Here is a 16,289-nt window from a genome sequence, read left to right on the forward strand (position 1 = left end):
TTGCTGAAACCTGCCTGTGAGTCGTGTGGGTGGCCGTCGATCACGGCGCGGGGGAGATGCGGATGCAGCATCCGCCCGCTCCGGCATCGAGGTGCACACGGCCGGGATCGTCGCCGACCGCCTCGGCCATGCCGCACAGCATCGCGTGGTTGAGTTCGCACACGACGCCCGGGTTCCCGCGCGCAAGGCGGTGGAAGGGGCACGTGCCGAGCACGGTGTCGTCGCCGTCGATCCTGGGCTCGAGCCCGGCTCGCTCGAGAGCGTCGTCGAGATCGGCGGATGCCCCGGCGAGCCGCCGCCCGCCGCGGAGGGCCGCCTCGTGCAGGGCGTCGCGCACTGGCACGTCGCCGCCGACGGCCCGGCCGATCGCCTCGGCCATGACCTCGCCCGCGAGTTCGTAGTGTCGCCGGGGGACCGACACCGACAGTTCGGCCTCGGGACGCACGTAGACCTTCGCCGGACGCCCGGAACCGGGCCCGGTGCGGCCCGTGAGTCGCCGGAACTCGACGGCGAGCAGCCCGGCGTCGGCGAGTCGCTCGAGGTGGAACGCGGCGGTGCTGCGCGGAATCGCGAGGAGCGTGGCGACGTGGTCGCGGCTCACGGGCTCGGCACTACGCGCGACCGCCGTGTAGACGCGACGCCGGGTCGGGTCGCCGAGTACCCTGACGGCGATCAGGTCGTCCTCGTAGCCGGACTCGTCGGTAGCCATGGCCTCATCGTAACTCTAAAAGCAATACATATTGACAAAAGAATTCTCCCGGCCTAGCGTCGTCATGACGGGAGATGCCGCGCACGGGCCATCCGATTGCGGGAAGCGCCGTGCGACCGCGTCGACCGGCCCGACCGCGATCCGAGGAGCAGCCATGACGTCGACCGAACTCGCCGCATCGGCGACCAGCGCGCGGCGGCTGCACGCGGTCGCGCCCGACGAGCCGGTCGACGGGGCCATCGATCGGGCCGGGGCCATCGATCGGGCCGGGGCCATCGAGGCGATCGAGTCGCTGCTCGCAGCGCTCGGTCGCGACCCAGGGTCGACGCACCTCGCCGAGACGCCTCGCCGCGTCGCCGACGCGTTGATCGAGCTGCTGACGCCGCACCCGTTCGCGGCGACGACGTTCGCGAACGACGAGCACTACGACGAACTCGTCGTGGTCGCCGACATCCCGTTCAGCTCGTTGTGCGAACACCACCTGTTGCCGTTCCGCGGCGTCGCGCACATCGGGTACGTGCCCGGCGACCGTCTCGTGGGACTGTCGAAACTCGCGCGCGTCGTCGAGCTCTTCGCACGCGACCTGCAGGTCCAAGAGCGGATGACCCGCCAGATCGCCGACTGGATCGGCGAGACCCTCGAACCGTCGGGCGTCGGCGTGGTGCTCGAGGCCGAGCACCTCTGCATGTCGCTGCGTGGCGTGCAGGCCGAGGGAACGCGCACGGTAACGAGCTCGCTCGTCGGCTCGGTGCGCGACGACGATCGCACCCGCCGCGAGTTCCTCGCCCGCGCCGGCCTGCGCGGAACGGAGGCGTGACATGGATTCGTCGAGTGGGCTCGTGATCGTCGGGGGCGGACTCGCCGGCGCGCGGGCGGCCGAGGGTGCGAGAGACGCGGCATACGACGGGTCGATCACGATCATCGCGGGCGAAGACGCGATGCCCTACATCCGTCCGCCCCTGTCGAAGGAGTTCCTGATCGGCAAGGACGACCGCGCATCGATCGACGTGCACCCCGAGGCGTGGTACGCCGAGCAGCGGGTCGAGGTTCGGCGCGGCCTCCGGGCCTCGTCGATCGATCCGGCCGCGCATACGCTCACGCTCGGCGATGACGAGGTGCTGCGCTACGACCGCCTGCTGCTCGCGACCGGTGCGTCGCCCCGCCGGTTCCGCGGGCCAGGCGCCGACCTCACGGGCGTGCACCTGCTTCGCACGGTCGACGACTCGATCGCGCTGCGCGACGCGATCGCACCGGGTGGGCGACGCGTCGTGATCGTCGGGGCCGGATGGATCGGGCTCGAGGTCGCGGCGGCCGCGAGGGGCTACGGCAACGACGTCACCGTGCTCGGCCTCGAGACGGTGCCGCTGAATGCGGCGATCGGCGACACGGCCGGCTCGGTCTTCGCCGAACTCCACCGCGCGCACGGCGTCACCCTGCGCATGTCGACGAGCGTGGCGGGCATGGTCGGCGCCGAGGGTCGGGTCACGGGTGTCGAGATCGACGGCGGCGAGGTGGTGCCGGCAGAGGTCGTCGTGGTCGGCATCGGCGCGATCCCCGAGACGGGGCTCGCCGAGGCCGCTGGTCTCGAGGTCGACAACGGCGTGACGACCGATGCCGCGTTCCTGACGAGCGCCGTCGACGTGTACGCCGTCGGCGACGTCGCGAGCGTGTTGCATCCAGTGCTCCGCCGGCCGATCCGCATCGAGCACTGGGCGAACGCCGACGTCGCAGGCAAGGCGGCGGGTCGCTCGATGGCCGGCCAGAAGGTCGAGTACGACGAGATCCCGTACTTCTACACCGACCAGTACGATCTGGGCATGGAGTACTCGGGCTACGGCACACTGACGGCGGGCATCGACCCGGTGTTCCGGGGCGATCGCGACGCACGCGAGTTCGTGGCCTTCTGGGTGAATGCGGGCAAGGTCGTCGCGGGCATGAACGTCAACGTGTGGGACGTGAACGAGACCGTGCAGCGCCTCATCCGCGACGAGGTCGTCGTCGAGCCCGCGCGGCTCGCCGACCCGGCGGTTCCGCTCGAGGCGTTCGTCGGGACATCCGGGTGATCGAAGGATCGCCGCTCGGCTGGGTCGAACCGGCGATCACGCGCCCGGTGCGCCGCATCGCCGGGCGCGAGGTCGACTTCCGCCGCACGATCGCGGTCATGGCGGTCGTCAACCGCACGCCCGACTCGTTCTACGACCGGGGCGCCACCTTCGGCCTCGAACAGGCCGTCGGCGCCGCGCGACGCGCGGTCGAGCAGGGCGCCGCGTGGGTCGACATCGGCGGTGCCAGGTTCGGGCCGGGGCCTGCGATCCCCGTGGCCGAAGAGATCGACCGGGTCGTGCCCGTCGTCGAAGCGCTGCAGGGCGTCGACGCCGCGATCTCGGTCGACACCTTCCACGCCGAGGTCGCCGCGGCGGCCATCGCCGCGGGCGCCCACGTCGTCAACGACACCACGGGAGTGCACGACCCGGCGATCGCCGAGGTCGTCGCCTCGAGCGAGGCGACCCTGGTGATCACGCACAGCCGCGCCGAGCCGCGACAGTGGTTCCCGCGACCCGAGTACGACGACGTCGTCGGCGAGGTCGCCGCGTTCCTCGAGGAGCGCGTCGCGCTCGCCGTGCGGCACGGCGTACCCGAAGACCGCATCGTGCTCGACCCCGGCCACGACCTCAACAAGAACACGCGGCACTCCCTCGAGCTCACGCGCCGGTTCGGCGAGCTCGCCCGACTCGGCTTCCCGCTGCTGGCCGCGGTGTCGAACAAGGACTTCATCGGCGAGACCCTCGACCGCCCGCGCGACGGCCGGCTCGCCGGGTCGCTCGCGGCCGCCGTGTTCTGCGCCATGCAGGGCGCGCGCGTCCTGCGCATGCACAACGTGCCCGAATCGGTCGACGCCGCCCGCACGGTCGAGGCGATCCTCGGGTGGCGCGAACCCGTCTACCTGAAGCACAACATGGTCGACGGTCCCAACGAGGAACCGTGACCGCCGCGCCGGCGGGGCTCCGCCGCGACGAACTGCTCGCGGCGTACGCGATCGACGACCGCGCGACCCCGCGCGTGCGCCTGAACTTCGTGATGAGCCTCGACGGCGCAGTCACGCTCGACGGGCGCAGCGGCGGGCTCGGCAACGCCGACGACCGGCGAATCATGGGCGTGCTGCGTGCGCTCGCCGACGTCATCCTCGTCGGGGCGGGCACGGTACGTGTCGAGGGATACGGCGGCGTCCGGCTGCCCGACGATGTCGCGGCGTGGCGGGCCGGCCGGGCCATGGCACCGCAACCCCCGCTCGCGGTCGTCTCGTCGCGGCTCGACCTCGAGCCGGGGCATCCCTTCTTCACCGAAGCGACCATGCGTCCGATCGTCGTGACCCACTCGGCGGCACCCGCACACCGGCGGGCCGAACTCGCCGAGGTCGCCGACCTGATCGTGAGCCCCGGTGACGCGGTCGACCTGCGACACGCGGTGGCCGAGCTCGCCGGGCGCGGGCTGCCGCAGGCGCTCTGCGAGGGCGGGCCTCACCTGTTCGGCGCGCTGCTCGCCGCCGACCTCGTCGACGAGCTGTGCCTCAGCCTGTCATCAGTGCTCGTTGCGGGCGACGCCGGGCGCATCACGGCGGGTGCCGAGGTGCCGCCGCGGCACATGCGGCTCGTGCACGCGTTGCCCACCGACGAGATGCTGTTCCTGCGCTACTCGCGCGCCTGAGCGCCGAGTCGTGAGCGCCGAGTCGTGAGCGGTGCGGCCTGAGCGGCTCCGCCGGCCGTCAGGCGGCCTCGAGCGCGTGGGCGTCGAGGATCGTGTAGCTGTAGCCCTGCTCGGCGAGGAAGCGCTGCCGGTTCTGCGCGAAGTCCTGGTCGACGGTGTCGCGCGCGACGAGCGTGTAGAAGTTCGCCGAGAGGCCCGACTCCTTGGGGCGAAGCAGCCGTCCGAGTCGTTGGGCCTCCTCTTGACGAGAGCCGAACGAGCCCGACACCTGGATCGCGACCGTGGCCTCGGGGAGATCGACCGAGAAATTCGCGACCTTCGAGACCACGAGCACGGGGGTTCGCCCGTCACGGAACTCCTGGTAGAGCCGCTCGCGCTCGTCGACCGGGGTCGCGCCGGTCAGCTTCGGGGCGCCGAGTGCATCGGCCAGCTCCTCGATCTGGTCGAGGTACTGCCCGATCACGAGGATGCGCTCGCCGTCGTGCCGCGCGACGAGCTCTTTCACGACACCGAGCTTCGCGGGTGCCGTGGCCGCGAGCCGATAGCGTTCGTCGTCGGCGGATGCCGCGTACGCGAGCCGCTCGGACTGCGGCAGGTCGATGCGCACCTCGTAGCAGGCCGCGGGCGAGATGAAGCCCTGGGCCTCGATCTCCTTCCACGGGGCGTCGAATCGCTTGGGCCCGATGAGGCTGAACACGTCGCCCTCGCGGCCGTCTTCGCGCACGAGCGTCGCCGTGAGCCCGAGACGGCGGCGCGCCTGCAGTTCGGCCGTGAGCTTGAACACCGGCGCGGGCAGCAGGTGCACCTCGTCGTAGACCACGAGGCCCCAGTCGAGCGCGTCGAGCAGCGCGAGGTGCGCGTACTCGCCCTTCCGTTTCGCGGTGAGGATCTGGTAGGTCGCGATCGTGACCGGCTTGACCTCTTTCACCTGACCCGAGTACTCGCCGATCTCGTCAGCCGTGAGGCTCGTGCGCTTCAGCAGCTCGTCGCGCCACTGGCGTGCCGAGACGGTGTTCGTGACGAGGATGAGGGTCGTGGTCTTGGCGGTCGCCATCGCCCCAGCGCCGACGAGCGTCTTGCCGGCGCCGCACGGCAGCACGACGACGCCCGACCCGCCGTCGAAGAAGTTGTCGACGGCCTTCTGCTGGTAGTCGCGCAGGTGCCAGCCGTCTTGCTCGAGGTCGATCTCGTGCGGCGTGCCCGGGGTGTAGCCGGCGAGATCCTCGGCGGGCCAGCCGAGCTTCACGAGCTCCTGCTTCAGCTGCCCGCGGGCCCACGGCTCGACCAGGAAGCCCGTGTCGTCGATGCGTTCGGTGAGCAGCGGCGCGATGCGCCTCGCGCCCGCCACCTCGGTGAGCACGGGGAGGTCGTCGGAGTGCAGGCGCAACCTGCCGTCGCCGGTGCGGTCGATGACGAGGCGGCCGTAGCGGCCGACGGTCTCGCGCATGTCGACCGACACCGTCTGCGGCACGGGGAACTTCGCGTACTTCTCGAGGGTGCCGAGCATGTCGTCGGCGTCATGGCCGGCGGCGCGCGCGTTCCACAAGCCGAGTCGGGTGATGCGATAGGTGTGCACGTGCTCGGGTGCTCGCTCGAGCTCGGCGAACACCGCGAGGTCGTGCCGTGCGTCTTCAGCTTGCGGGTGCGCGACTTCGAGCAGCACGGTGCGATCGCTCTGCACGATGAGTGGGCCGTCTGACATAGCGTTCGAGTCTACGCCCGCTCGCTGCACCGTCACCCGGCGGGCGCGGGTGCGACCGACGCGATGGCCGAGAGCGGCAGGGTGCGTTCGATGTCGGCCTTGCGGTCGCGGGCGCGCAGCCTGCCGTTCGCGACGCTCGCCGGCGCGAGGAGGTAGTCGGCGGTGTCGCCGCCGGGCATGCGCACCGTGACGGTGAGCGTCTCTTTGGCGCGGGCTGCCGCCTCGAGCTGACGTGCCAGCCACGCCTGCTCGGTCGCTGCGCCGCCGGGCTCTTCGAGTACACGGTCGAGCAGCGCCGTGATCGGGTCGGCCTTCGCCACGACGACGGGTGCGGGTGCGAGCCGGTGCCGGCGCAACCGCACGATGTTGCCGGCGGCGTCTTCGGCGGCGACCGGGTAGCGCGCGTCGGAGAGCGCCCAGAACACCACGTCGGGGGTGAACCGCGAGAGCAGCCGGTGCGGTCCCGCCTGGCGCAGGCCGATCGACGCGAGCGACTGGTCGACGGCGAGGGTGCGCACGAGCTGCTCGTCGTCGGATCGGATCGACGCCTTCGCCGGGACATCCGATTCGGCGGCGGCGCCGACGCGCACCGCACCGAACCGCACGGCCGCCTCGCCGACCAGGTACGCGAGCGGCTGCGGAATCCCGCTGAGCGACAGGTCCCCGAGGAACTCGAGGATCGTCTCGGCGGATTCGCCGGCGGCGAGGGCGCGGTTGACGGATGCCGCGCTGACGCGATAGGTCGAGGCGAGATCCCGACCCTCGACATCGGCGATTCCACGCAGTCGGGCGTCGAGCGACGGTTCGAGCGGGCCGGGCGAGACGATCGTGAGGTCGTGCTGCAAGTACACCTTGTCGACCTGGGCGGGGAAGTACGCGGCGAGCCGGTCGGCGGCCACGTCGAGTTGGCCGGCGAGCACGAGCCGCCCCGACTCGACGGGTTCACCGGCGACCGCGAGCCCGAGCGCCTCGGCCTCGCCGAGCAGTCGGTCGAGTCCGTCGTCGAGCCAGTGCCCGCCCGCCGGGTAGTACCAGCGCACGTCGTCGCGCAGCGCCACCGCCGTGAGGGTGTCGGTGCGGCGGGCGACGAGATCGCGCAGCGGCGCGGGGATGCGGTCGCGCCAGCACTCGGCGAGACGCAGCCACCGGCCCTTCGCCGACTCGAGCGCCCACGTCGCACCATGATCGGATTCGAGCCAGAACGCACCCTCGCGCGCGACGAGCCCGGCCTCGTCGGCGCGGTGGAACAGGCGGGGCAGGTCTTCGAGCGCTGTGCCGCTGGCCTCGGCGAGCCGCTTCGAGTCGGGCAGTGCGAGCCCGCCCTTCGCGAGTTCGCGCGCGGGTTGGGTTCCGAGCTCGGCGAGGAGCTCGGCGGTCGCTGCGACGGTGGCGTAGGCGGCCTCGGACGAGCGTCGCTCGAGGATGCTGCGGTCGACCTCGTCGCCGGTGACGAGAACGGGCGGCGCCGGCGCGGCGAGTTCGACCGCAGTCGGGAGGTCTTCGCCGAGGCGCGGCACGACGCGCGAGGTCACCGCGACGGGTACGTGCACGCGCCGGTCGGCCACGACGATGAGCAGGGCGGCGGCCAGTCGGTCGAGCAGCTCCTCCGCCCCGGAGATCAGGTCGTCGGATGCCGCGAGCTGCGCCAGCTCGCCGCGGACATCGTCGACCGTGGTGCCGCCAGCGTTGGCGGCCGCGAGCTCGGCCGCGACCGCGAGCACGGCGAGGCGCCTGCGGTCGAGGCGGCTGATCGCGTGGTCGAGCGAGTCGGGGGAGAGGAGGAGTTCGGCGAGGTCGAACAGGTCGTGCACGCCATTGGGCTCGAACTCGCGCGAGTGCAGCGCTGCGGCGAGTTCTTCTCGCGGCAGCTTCCGAAGTCGTGCGGCCAGTTCGAGCATCGTCTCCTGTTCAGCTCGCTCGGGCTCTGGACTCGCGTGAGCGACGCACCCAGTTGACGACGAGCAGTGCGATGAGCAGCAGGAACCCGATCGGCAGTCCGAACCACGGAAGCATGATGATGAACGGCCAGGCGCCCTGACTGAAGCCGTCGTCGGCCCCGGCCCCGGCTGCGGTGCCGATGATGACCGCGAGGAACGCGAGGATCGAGAGGCCCACCACCGCCGCGAACATGAACGCGAGGACGCGTTCGGCGCGATGCTCGGTGATAGGGCCAGGGTCGCTCACCTCACCAGAATAGGACAGCGGGGGCCGAACCCGCGCGCCCCGGGCGCATCGAGCTCGAACGTACGGCCGAATCGTGCGCCCGAGGGCGTCGTTCTCACCGAGCTCGGCTGGCGACCCAGCAGCGCTGAGCCTGCTGCGAGACCATAGACTGGGGGTTGGACGGGCGTGCCATCTTCGGCGTGCCCGGAGACTCGAGCGAGGTTCACACGATGCCCACCGGCAAGGTCAAGTTCTACGACGACGAGAAGGGGTTCGGCTTCATCACCTCCGATGACGGCCAGGAGGTCTTCCTCCACGCATCCGCCCTCCCCGCCGGCGCGACCGTGCGCGCGGGCGCCCGCCTCGAGTTCGGCATCGCCGATGGCAAGCGCGGAGCGCAGGCGCTCTCGGTGCGCGTGCTCGACGCGCCGCCCAGCCTCGTCAAGATGCACCGCAAGCCCGCCGACGACATGGCGGTCATCGTGGAGGACGTCGTCAAGGTGCTCGACGGCATCGGCGTCGACCTGCGTCGTGGCCGCTACCCCGAGAAGTCGAAGGCCCGCACCGTCGCGGCGGTGCTGCGCAAGGTTGCTGACGACCTCGATGCCTGAGGCTCCCGAGACCGAGCCGGCCGAGGTCGAGGCGGCGCCGACGGCATCGGTTGCGCCCATCGTGGCCGACGAGGTGCTGCTCGCATCGGTCGACCTCGCGCGCCGCGCGCTGCTCGACATGACCGCGCCCGAGACCGTCGGTTCGGTCGTCGGCCACATCGCCGAGGGTGAGCATGTGCTCACCCTGCTGTTCGCCTCCGACCTCTCGGGCTACCCGGGCTGGCGCTGGAGCGTGACCATCGCCCGCGTCGACGGCGGCGAGCCGACCGTGCTCGAGACCGAGCTCATGCCCGGCGAGTCGGCGCTGCTGGCGCCCGAGTGGGTCCCGTGGTCCGAGCGTCTCGCCGAGTATCGGGCGGCTCAGGATGCCGCCGCCGAGGCCGCACGCGAGGCCGCAGAGGCCGAGGGGAGCGCCGACGACGAGCTGCTCGACGGCGATGACTTCGATGACGAAGACCACGACGAACTCGACGACGAGGCCGACGACTTCGACCTCGACGAAGACGATGACCTCGACGAAGACGACGACGACGAAGACGACGACGACGACGACCTCGACGACGGGCCCGAGGGCGACGATTTCGGCGCCGACGGCGACGACGAGTTCGACGGCATCGACATCGACGCGCTCGACGACTCAGCCGAAGAGGGTGACGACCGTGAGGGTGACGACGGTGAAGGCGACGACGACGTCGCTCAGTCAGTCGAGCCGTCGGCCGACTGACGCGCCCGCCGCCTGATCACCTGCACCACGAGCAGCCCGACGAGCCCGAGGCCGATACCCACGACCGCGGCCACCGCGAGCCAGCCGTAGCCGGCCGCCTCGAGTTGCGACTGGAACAGCAGGCACGCCACGAGCACGACGAGCCAGGCGGCGGTGCCGGCAGCGACCGCCTTGCGCGCATCGGCCCGAGCGGGCTCCGGGTCGGGCCGACGCTCCTGCTCGCTCAGCCAGAAGCGCACGCGACTCAGCCGATCTGCTCGAGCACGTAGTCGATCGAGGCGGTGAGCGCCCGCACGTCGTCGGGTTCGATCGCCGTGAACGTGGCGACGCGCAGTTGGTTCCGTCCGAGCTTGCGGTACGGCTCGGTGTCGACGACGCCGTTCGCCCGCAGGATCTCGGCCAACCCCGCGGCATCCGTCGATTCATCGAAGTCGATCGTGACGACCACCTGCGAGCGGGCATCGGGCTCGGCGACGAACGGGGTCGCGACCGACGTGCGCTCGGCCCATTCGTACAGCACCGACGACGATTCGCGGGTGCGGGCGTCGGCCCAGGCGAGCCCGCCCGAGCCGTTCATCCAGTCGAGCTGGTTCTCGAGCAGCAGCAGTGTCGAGAGCGCCGGCGTGTTCAGCGTCTGGTTGAGCCGCGAGTTGTCGACGGCGTTCTTCAGCGACAGGAATTCGGGGATGTACCGATCGCTCGCGGCGATGCGCTCGACGCGCTCGATCGCGGCGGGCGACATGAGTGCGAACCAGATGCCGCCGTCGCTCGCGAAGTTCTTCTGCGGAGCGAAGTAGTAGACGTCGAACTGCGACGGGTCGACCGCGATGCCGCCGGCCGCACTCGTCGCGTCGATCACGGTGAGCGAGCCGGAATCGCCGTCGACTCGGGTGACGGGCGCCATGACGCCGGTCGAGGTCTCGTTCTGCGGCCACGCGTAGACGTCGAGGCCGGCCGCGGCTTCGGGGAGGGCGCGGGTGCCGGCGTCGGCCCTGCGCACGTCGGGCGCCTCGAGCCACGGTGCGGCGGCGGCGGCGGCGAACTTCGCGCCGAACTCACCGAATGAGGCGAGTTGCGCTCGGCGCTCGATGAGACCGGATGCCGCAGCGTCCCAGAATGCCGTCGAGCCGCCGTTGCCGAGCACGACCTCGTAGCCGTCGGGCAGGGCGAAGAGCTCGCGGAATCCGGCTCGCACGCGACCCACGAGGTCTTTCACGGGTGCCTGGCGGTGCGACGTGCCGAGGATCGACGGGCCGACGGCCGCGAGGTGGGCGAGCTGCTCGGGTCGCACCTTGGACGGGCCGCAGCCGAAGCGTCCGTCGGCGGGCAGCAGGTCTCTGGGGATCACGAGGCTCGGCATGCGACCGAGTCTAGCGAGGGGGTGGCGCCCGGTAGGCTGGATGACGGCTGCGACGATTCGGGAGGACACGCGTGACCGATCTGATCGACACGACAGAGATGTACCTGCGCACGATCCTCGACCTCGAAGAGGAGAGCATCGTGCCGCTGCGTGCGCGCATCTCCGAGCGTCTCGGCCACTCGGGCCCCACGGTGTCGCAGACCGTCGCCCGCATGGAGCGCGACGGCCTCGTCATCGTCTCGGGCGACCGGCACCTCGAGCTCACGCCCGAGGGTCGCAGCAAGGCTGTGCACGTCATGCGCAAGCACCGCCTGGCCGAGCGACTCCTCGCCGACGTCATCGGCCTCGAGTGGGAGTACGTGCACGACGAGGCGTGCCGGTGGGAGCACGTCATGAGCGAGCAGGTCGAGCGCCGCCTCATCGAGATCCTCGGCAGGCCGACGGAGTCGCCGTACGGCAATCCCATCCCGGGGCTCGAAGAGCTCGGTGTGCCCGCCGCAGACCCCTTCATGCGCGGCGTCGTGAACGTCGTCGACGTGCTCGCCGAACGCGAGCAGACGGTCCGTGGCACGGTGCGCCGGCTGGCTGAGCCCGTGCAGTTCGATCCCGAGCTGCTCGGCCAGTTGAAGCAGGCGGGCATCATGCCCGGTGCCGAGGCGACCTTCACCAGGAACGGCGGGTACGTGCTCGTGCAGGTCGACGGGCACGACGGCGGACTCGAGCTGCCCACCGAGATCGCTGGGCACATCTTCATCTCCCGGTGATCCGACGGGCCTCGCGCCGCACCGTTATCAGGATGTGACATTCGGGCGGAGGTCGCGTACTGTCGTACGAGTCCGCCGGCACGAAGCCAGTCGGAGGAACAGGGTCGAGACGCCTCCCAAGCCCACCGCTCGATCCGGAACCCGTGAAGCGTCACGCGCGCATCCGGTGGGGCGACATCCGTGTCGTGGGGCGACGGAGGTATACGTTTTGGCTCGATTCTCCCGGCGTCGCCCGACAAGGTCATACGCCCGAGGGGCCGCCACGAAGGCGATCATCGCCTCCAAGGCCCCGAGTTCCCCCAGTCCAACACCGAACGACCTCGCACCGAAGGTCGCCGCGAAGCCGCTTCCATCGACCCGGCGGCTTCGACGCGGCGGTGTCGCGAATATGCTCGTGATGGCGGTCGCCGCCGGCATCGTCGGCACCCTCGCCATCCCCGCGTACGCGATGGCCCCCGGCAGCCTCGGCCCGCAGTTCGGCGCCACCGATGCGACGAAGCTCACGAAGGCGCAGGCGCAGTCGGTCGAGGTCACCGACGACGTGATCGCCGCGCCGATCACGAAAGACGGCTACGCCGCCGTCACCGGTGAAGAGATCCGGGCGGCCGAAGCGGCCGAGGCGGCAGCCGCCGCAGCCGAGGCGGCCCGCATCGCGGCCGAGTCGGCGATGGTCTCGTACGCGGCGTCATACAGCGGCCCGTCTGTCGGCGACTTCCTCGCGAACCCGCCGTACCCGAACTTCGATCTGGCGAGCGTCTACAGCGTCGCGACGCAGTACATCGGCACGCCATATGTGTACGGCGGCGCCACCCCTGCCGGCTTCGACTGCTCGGGCTTCGTCATGTACGTCTATGCGCAGTTCGGCGTGAGCATGCCGCACTCCTCGACCGGACAGGGCGCCATGGGCACCCGCATCTCAGAGGCCGACGCGCAGCCCGGCGATCTCGTCATCATGGACGGCCACGACGGCTTCTATGCGGGCAACGGAATGATCCTGCACGCGCCGTATGAAGGGGCATCCGTTCGTGTCCAGCCGATCTGGACGAGCGATTACCACATCGTGCGCATCGGCATCTGAACGATGAACAACGCGTGACGCACGCCTGCGAACGGCGCGCCGGGATTTCCCGGTGCGCCGTTCGTGCTCTACCCTGAAACCCTGACGATCCGAGAGAACCCGGTAGGGGAGGCCGATGGTCCAGCTGCGCAGCATCCATTCCACGGATGCCCGCGCGCATTTCGACCAACGGCACAGTAGTCAGCCGAGCACGACCCGGGCGAACGCGCCGACGGACACTGTCTTCACGACGGTGTCCGTTTTTTGTTCCCCGGGCGCTGCCCATCCTCGCCGGGCGGCCGCGATACCCGCGCTCCGCGCCGCACTCGCATCGCCGAACCGTGCACGCGGCTGGAAGCCATCCAGCCCCGAACGAAGGGCACCACATGCGCACGCTCGTGCTGAACGCCGGATATGAGCCGCTCGCCGTCGTCTCGTTCAAACGAGCGTTACTGCTCGTCATGAACCAGAAGGCGACCGTGATCCTGCATGACGAGGGCAATCCGGTGTGCGCCGCGAGCGGCGCATGGGAGCGACCGAGCGTGATCCTGCTCACCCGTTACGTGCGCGCGCCGCGTGCACACCAGGTGCCCGTCACCAGGCGCGGCGTGCTGCGACGCGACGAGCACCGATGCGCGTACTGCGGGCGATCGGCGGCGACCATCGATCACGTGCTGCCGCGGTCTCGCGGCGGTCGCGACACATGGGAGAACCTCGTCGCGTGCTGTCTGCGCTGCAACAACACGAAGAGCGACCGTACTCCCGCCGAGATGGGATGGGAGCTGCGATTCACGCCACGAATGCCGCACGGTCGCGGCTGGGTCGTGCGCGGGGTCGATCGCCCGCTGCCGCAGTGGAGCGAGTACCTCGCGATGGCGGCGTGATCGAAGCCCCCGTGTCAGGTGGAATGCGACCCTGACCGTCCGGCTCGCGACAGGCCCGACCGCACCGTGACAATCGCCGGGTCGTGCCCTATCGTGGGACGAGTCCGGAGCACCCCCTGGCTCCGTGACCAGCCAAACCACTCCGTGCTGAGGTCGCCTGCGGCCGTGCGCGGCGCCCGGAGGTCCGACTGTTGAGCGGTGACGAGACGAACGACGCGACCCGACGCGATCGTTCCGGGCGACGATCGAGTGCACGTCGAGTCGCCGACCGGGGCCGCACCGGCCGCGTCGCACCGAAGGGCACGAGCAGGCGTGGTGCACCGCAGGCCGCCACCGCGCCGAAGCCGTCGAACCCCCAGCGGTCGCCGCGCGGGCTGCGCCGCAACGGCCCGACACGCGTCTTCGCGACGATGATCGTCATCCCCGCGATCTTCGGCACCGTGGCCCTGCCGGCGTATGCGCTCATGCCGGGCGGCACAGGGCACGAGGCATCCGGAACCTTCAGCCTCAGTGTCGCGCAGGCGCAAGACGTCGACGTCTCGGCCCTCGCCACCGGCGCGCCGCTCTCGGCCGACGGCTACGCCGTCACGACGAAGGCCGAGATCGAAGAGGCACGGCTCGAGGCCGAAGCCGCCGAGCGCGCGTCGTGGGCTGCAGAGCTCGCCTCGCGCGGCTCGGGCAGCTACGCGGTCTACACCGTACGCGCCGAGGGCGACGACTACCCCTGGTGGAACGAGTTGCCCGACGACTACGGCGGCGGGCTCTCGCCTCTGCGTTACTACTACCGCGAGTGCGTCGACTTCGTCGCCTGGCGGCTCAACCGCGACGCCGGCGTCACGAGCGCGCCGTGGAAGTGGGACTGGTCGAACCTCGCGTCGGGCAGCGCATACGCGTGGGCCGACGCGTGGGCGAGCAAGGGATGGCCCACGTCGAGCACCCCCGTCGTGGGGGCGGTCGCGTGGTTCCCGTACAACCACGTCGCCTACGTACAGTCGATCAACGCCGACGGCTCGGTCAACATCGAGGAGTACAACCAGAACTCCGACCACTCGTACCACCAGCGAACGATCGCCGCCGGTGATGCGCTGTACCTCTACCCGCCCGGCTGACCGGTCCACCGTCATTGTCGACGTCGTGGCGAAACCTGCATCATTTGTTGGACGGGTCGGCCAGTGTGCTCGTCGAGACCGGTCACTACGTTTGAGGTCATCCCCCAGCGGAGACAGGTGACGATGATGACCCAGCCCTTTGACGAATCACGGCTCGAAGAGATCGGGTTCGTCGACGAGCTCACGCCCACGACCTCCGCGATCGTCATCCTCGGCTACAACTGAGGCGCTGCTACGGCACCCGCGCCAGGCAGGCCGGCGCCGGGGTCTCGAGCGTCGCGACCACGTGGGTCGGCACGCCGCCGTCGAGCGCGATCACGGCGATCGAATCCGAGCCCTGATCGGCCACGACGGCGAACCGTTCATCGTGTGTGAGCTCGAGGTCTCGCGGATGCCGGCCTCCGGTCGGCACCGTCGCCACGAGTTCGAGCGTGCGTGCGTGGGCGTCGAACCGCAGTGCGCGGAGCGCGTCGGCGTCGCGGTCGCCGATGAGCGCGATGCCCGTGCTCGTGAGGTGGATCGCCGAGCAGCCGAGCCCGCGCGGCTCGACGTCGTCGCTGATCGGGAACCATGCCGCTTCGCGGCCCTCGCCGAGGTCGATGACACTCGCCGTGCGGTCGAGTTCGTTCGCGGTGATCGCGAGGTCGCCCGAGACGACGAGATGCCGGGGTCCGGCGCCCGCGTGCAGCACGATGTCTGCCGAGTCGTCGTGATCGAGCGCTGCGGGCAGACCCGCGAGGCCGAGCACGCGAACGCGGTCGGTGCCGAGGTCGGGCACGAGCAGGCGGCCTCGTGGCGCGTCGATGACCGCCTGGTGAGGGTGCGGCGCCTCTTGGCGTGATGCGTTCGGGCCGGTGCCGGTGAAGTCGACGGCGAGTGCGGCATCGGCAGCGACATCCGGACCGACCGGGTGCGCCGAGAGGCGGCCGCCCGAGTAGTTCGCAGCGAACAGCAGGTTGCCCGATTCGGCGAACGCGACGTGGCACGGGTCGGCGGCGCCGGTGCCACCGGGCCGGCCGAACGCGGCGAGGGTGTCTTCCTCGATCGTCCACGTCGACACCCGGCCGTCGGCGAGCTCGTGCGCGACACCCAGCACCCCGGTGGCGGGCGATACGGCGAGGAACATCGGGTTCGGGCCGACGTCGACCGGGTCGCCGAGGTTCGCGCGCCCCCGGCTGTCGATGTCGAGCGGTCGGATGCCCCGTGCCGGCGATCCCAGCGCGCCGAGTGTCGACGCCCCGACCCAGAACCTCGTCGCGCCAGCGCCGTGCGAACCGGAATCGACCACGATCGCCTCCACTCCTGCGGCACGGTGCCGCGCCGTGTGCCCGACCGACGTGCGGGCTGAAAGCACGCTACCGCGATCGGGATGCCGCGGGCATGCCCAGACCGAGACCGGCAATCGCAGGAAGTAGACTCGTACGGCCGCCCCCGTAACTCAGGGGATAGAGTGCCGACCTCCTAAGTCGGAAGCGCAGGTTCGAATCCTGCCGGGGGCACC

At 70.7% G+C, this 16,289-nt stretch carries 17 protein-coding genes and 1 tRNA gene; 11 read left to right on the plus strand and 7 right to left on the minus strand.

The window, feature by feature from the left end:
* Window positions 1–40: 40 nt before the first annotated feature.
* Window positions 41–709 carry a helix-turn-helix transcriptional regulator gene (locus LSF15_RS17180; protein ID WP_232499788.1) on the minus strand — a complete coding sequence of 223 codons (669 nt, stop codon included), beginning with the start codon at window positions 707–709 and terminating at the stop codon, window positions 41–43.
* 154 nt (window positions 710–863) lie between these two features.
* On the opposite strand from LSF15_RS17180, the gene folE reads away from it, so the two are divergent.
* From folE to LSF15_RS17200, 4 genes are read left to right on the plus strand one after another with little or no spacing between them, the layout of a single operon-like run.
* Window positions 864–1,526 (plus strand): GTP cyclohydrolase I FolE, encoded by a 663-nt coding sequence (gene folE, locus LSF15_RS17185; RefSeq protein WP_232499789.1) that lies wholly within the window; start codon window positions 864–866, stop codon window positions 1,524–1,526.
* A 1-nt stretch (window position 1,527) separates the two neighbouring features.
* Window positions 1,528–2,772, plus strand: a complete 1,245-nt coding sequence (locus LSF15_RS17190) for an NAD(P)/FAD-dependent oxidoreductase (protein WP_232499790.1) — start codon at window positions 1,528–1,530, stop codon at window positions 2,770–2,772.
* Entirely contained in the window at window positions 2,769–3,695 is a 927-nt protein-coding gene (gene folP, locus LSF15_RS17195; RefSeq protein ID WP_372460056.1) for a dihydropteroate synthase, read from the plus strand. Before LSF15_RS17190 ends, folP begins: the two co-directional genes overlap by 4 nt.
* Entirely contained in the window at window positions 3,692–4,414 is a 723-nt protein-coding gene (locus tag LSF15_RS17200) for a pyrimidine reductase family protein (RefSeq protein ID WP_232499791.1), read from the plus strand. The genes folP and LSF15_RS17200 overlap by 4 nt, the downstream gene beginning before the upstream one ends.
* Before the next feature lie 58 nt (window positions 4,415–4,472).
* On the opposite strand, the gene LSF15_RS17205 is transcribed toward LSF15_RS17200, so the two are convergent.
* Genes LSF15_RS17205 through LSF15_RS17215 form a run of 3 tightly spaced genes read right to left on the minus strand, consistent with a single transcriptional unit; the run spans window position 4,473 to window position 8,300 of the window.
* Window positions 4,473–6,116, minus strand: coding sequence for a DNA repair helicase XPB (locus LSF15_RS17205; protein WP_232499792.1), 1,644 nt, complete (start codon window positions 6,114–6,116; stop codon window positions 4,473–4,475).
* 32 nt (window positions 6,117–6,148) lie between these two features.
* Complete coding sequence (locus tag LSF15_RS17210) at window positions 6,149–8,014, minus strand: helicase-associated domain-containing protein (RefSeq protein WP_232499793.1); 1,866 nt, start codon at window positions 8,012–8,014, stop codon at window positions 6,149–6,151.
* 10 nt (window positions 8,015–8,024) lie between these two features.
* The gene (locus LSF15_RS17215) at window positions 8,025–8,300 is read right to left on the minus strand and encodes a multidrug ABC transporter ATPase (protein ID WP_232499794.1); all 276 of its coding nucleotides are present in this window, start codon (window positions 8,298–8,300) and stop codon (window positions 8,025–8,027) included.
* Between the two features lie 209 nt (window positions 8,301–8,509).
* Here LSF15_RS17215 and LSF15_RS17220 point away from each other — a divergent pair, with 209 nt between their 5' ends.
* Together LSF15_RS17220 and LSF15_RS17225 are read left to right on the plus strand one after the other, a co-directional pair.
* Entirely contained in the window at window positions 8,510–8,890 is a 381-nt protein-coding gene (locus LSF15_RS17220; protein ID WP_232499795.1) for a cold-shock protein, read from the plus strand.
* Window positions 8,883–9,614, plus strand: a complete 732-nt coding sequence (locus tag LSF15_RS17225; protein ID WP_232499796.1) for a DUF3027 domain-containing protein — start codon at window positions 8,883–8,885, stop codon at window positions 9,612–9,614. Before LSF15_RS17220 ends, LSF15_RS17225 begins: the two co-directional genes overlap by 8 nt.
* On the opposite strand, the gene LSF15_RS17230 is transcribed toward LSF15_RS17225, so the two are convergent.
* On the minus strand, window positions 9,587–9,853 hold the full coding sequence (locus LSF15_RS17230) for a DUF2530 domain-containing protein (RefSeq protein ID WP_232499797.1): 267 nt from the start codon (window positions 9,851–9,853) through the stop codon (window positions 9,587–9,589). The genes LSF15_RS17225 and LSF15_RS17230 overlap by 28 nt on opposite strands.
* A gap of 5 nt (window positions 9,854–9,858) precedes the next feature.
* Entirely contained in the window at window positions 9,859–10,974 is a 1,116-nt protein-coding gene (serC, locus tag LSF15_RS17235; protein ID WP_232499798.1) for a phosphoserine transaminase, read from the minus strand.
* A gap of 71 nt (window positions 10,975–11,045) precedes the next feature.
* On the opposite strand from serC, the gene LSF15_RS17240 reads away from it, so the two are divergent.
* From LSF15_RS17240 to LSF15_RS17255, 4 genes are all read left to right on the plus strand, one after another.
* Window positions 11,046–11,738, plus strand: coding sequence for an iron-dependent transcriptional repressor DtxR (locus LSF15_RS17240; protein WP_232499799.1), 693 nt, complete (start codon window positions 11,046–11,048; stop codon window positions 11,736–11,738).
* A 397-nt stretch (window positions 11,739–12,135) separates the two neighbouring features.
* Window positions 12,136–12,816, plus strand: a complete 681-nt coding sequence (locus LSF15_RS17245; protein ID WP_232499800.1) for a C40 family peptidase — start codon at window positions 12,136–12,138, stop codon at window positions 12,814–12,816.
* Between the two features lie 365 nt (window positions 12,817–13,181).
* Window positions 13,182–13,679: an HNH endonuclease gene (locus tag LSF15_RS17250; protein ID WP_232499801.1), complete on the plus strand. Its 498-nt coding sequence runs from the start codon at window positions 13,182–13,184 to the stop codon at window positions 13,677–13,679.
* A 191-nt stretch (window positions 13,680–13,870) separates the two neighbouring features.
* A complete protein-coding gene (locus LSF15_RS17255) occupies window positions 13,871–14,788 on the plus strand; it encodes a CHAP domain-containing protein (protein WP_232499802.1) in 918 nt (305 codons plus the stop codon).
* A 232-nt stretch (window positions 14,789–15,020) separates the two neighbouring features.
* Here LSF15_RS17255 and LSF15_RS17260 read toward each other — a convergent pair whose 3' ends face one another.
* Window positions 15,021–16,142: a lactonase family protein gene (locus LSF15_RS17260; protein ID WP_232499803.1), complete on the minus strand. Its 1,122-nt coding sequence runs from the start codon at window positions 16,140–16,142 to the stop codon at window positions 15,021–15,023.
* A gap of 73 nt (window positions 16,143–16,215) precedes the next feature.
* Here LSF15_RS17260 and LSF15_RS17265 point away from each other — a divergent pair.
* Window positions 16,216–16,287, plus strand: a tRNA-Arg gene (locus LSF15_RS17265).
* Window positions 16,288–16,289 lie beyond the last annotated feature (2 nt).

The sequence above is a fragment of the Agromyces humatus genome (assembly GCF_021228295.1).
Taxonomy (GTDB): Bacteria; Actinomycetota; Actinomycetes; order Actinomycetales; family Microbacteriaceae; genus Agromyces; species Agromyces humatus.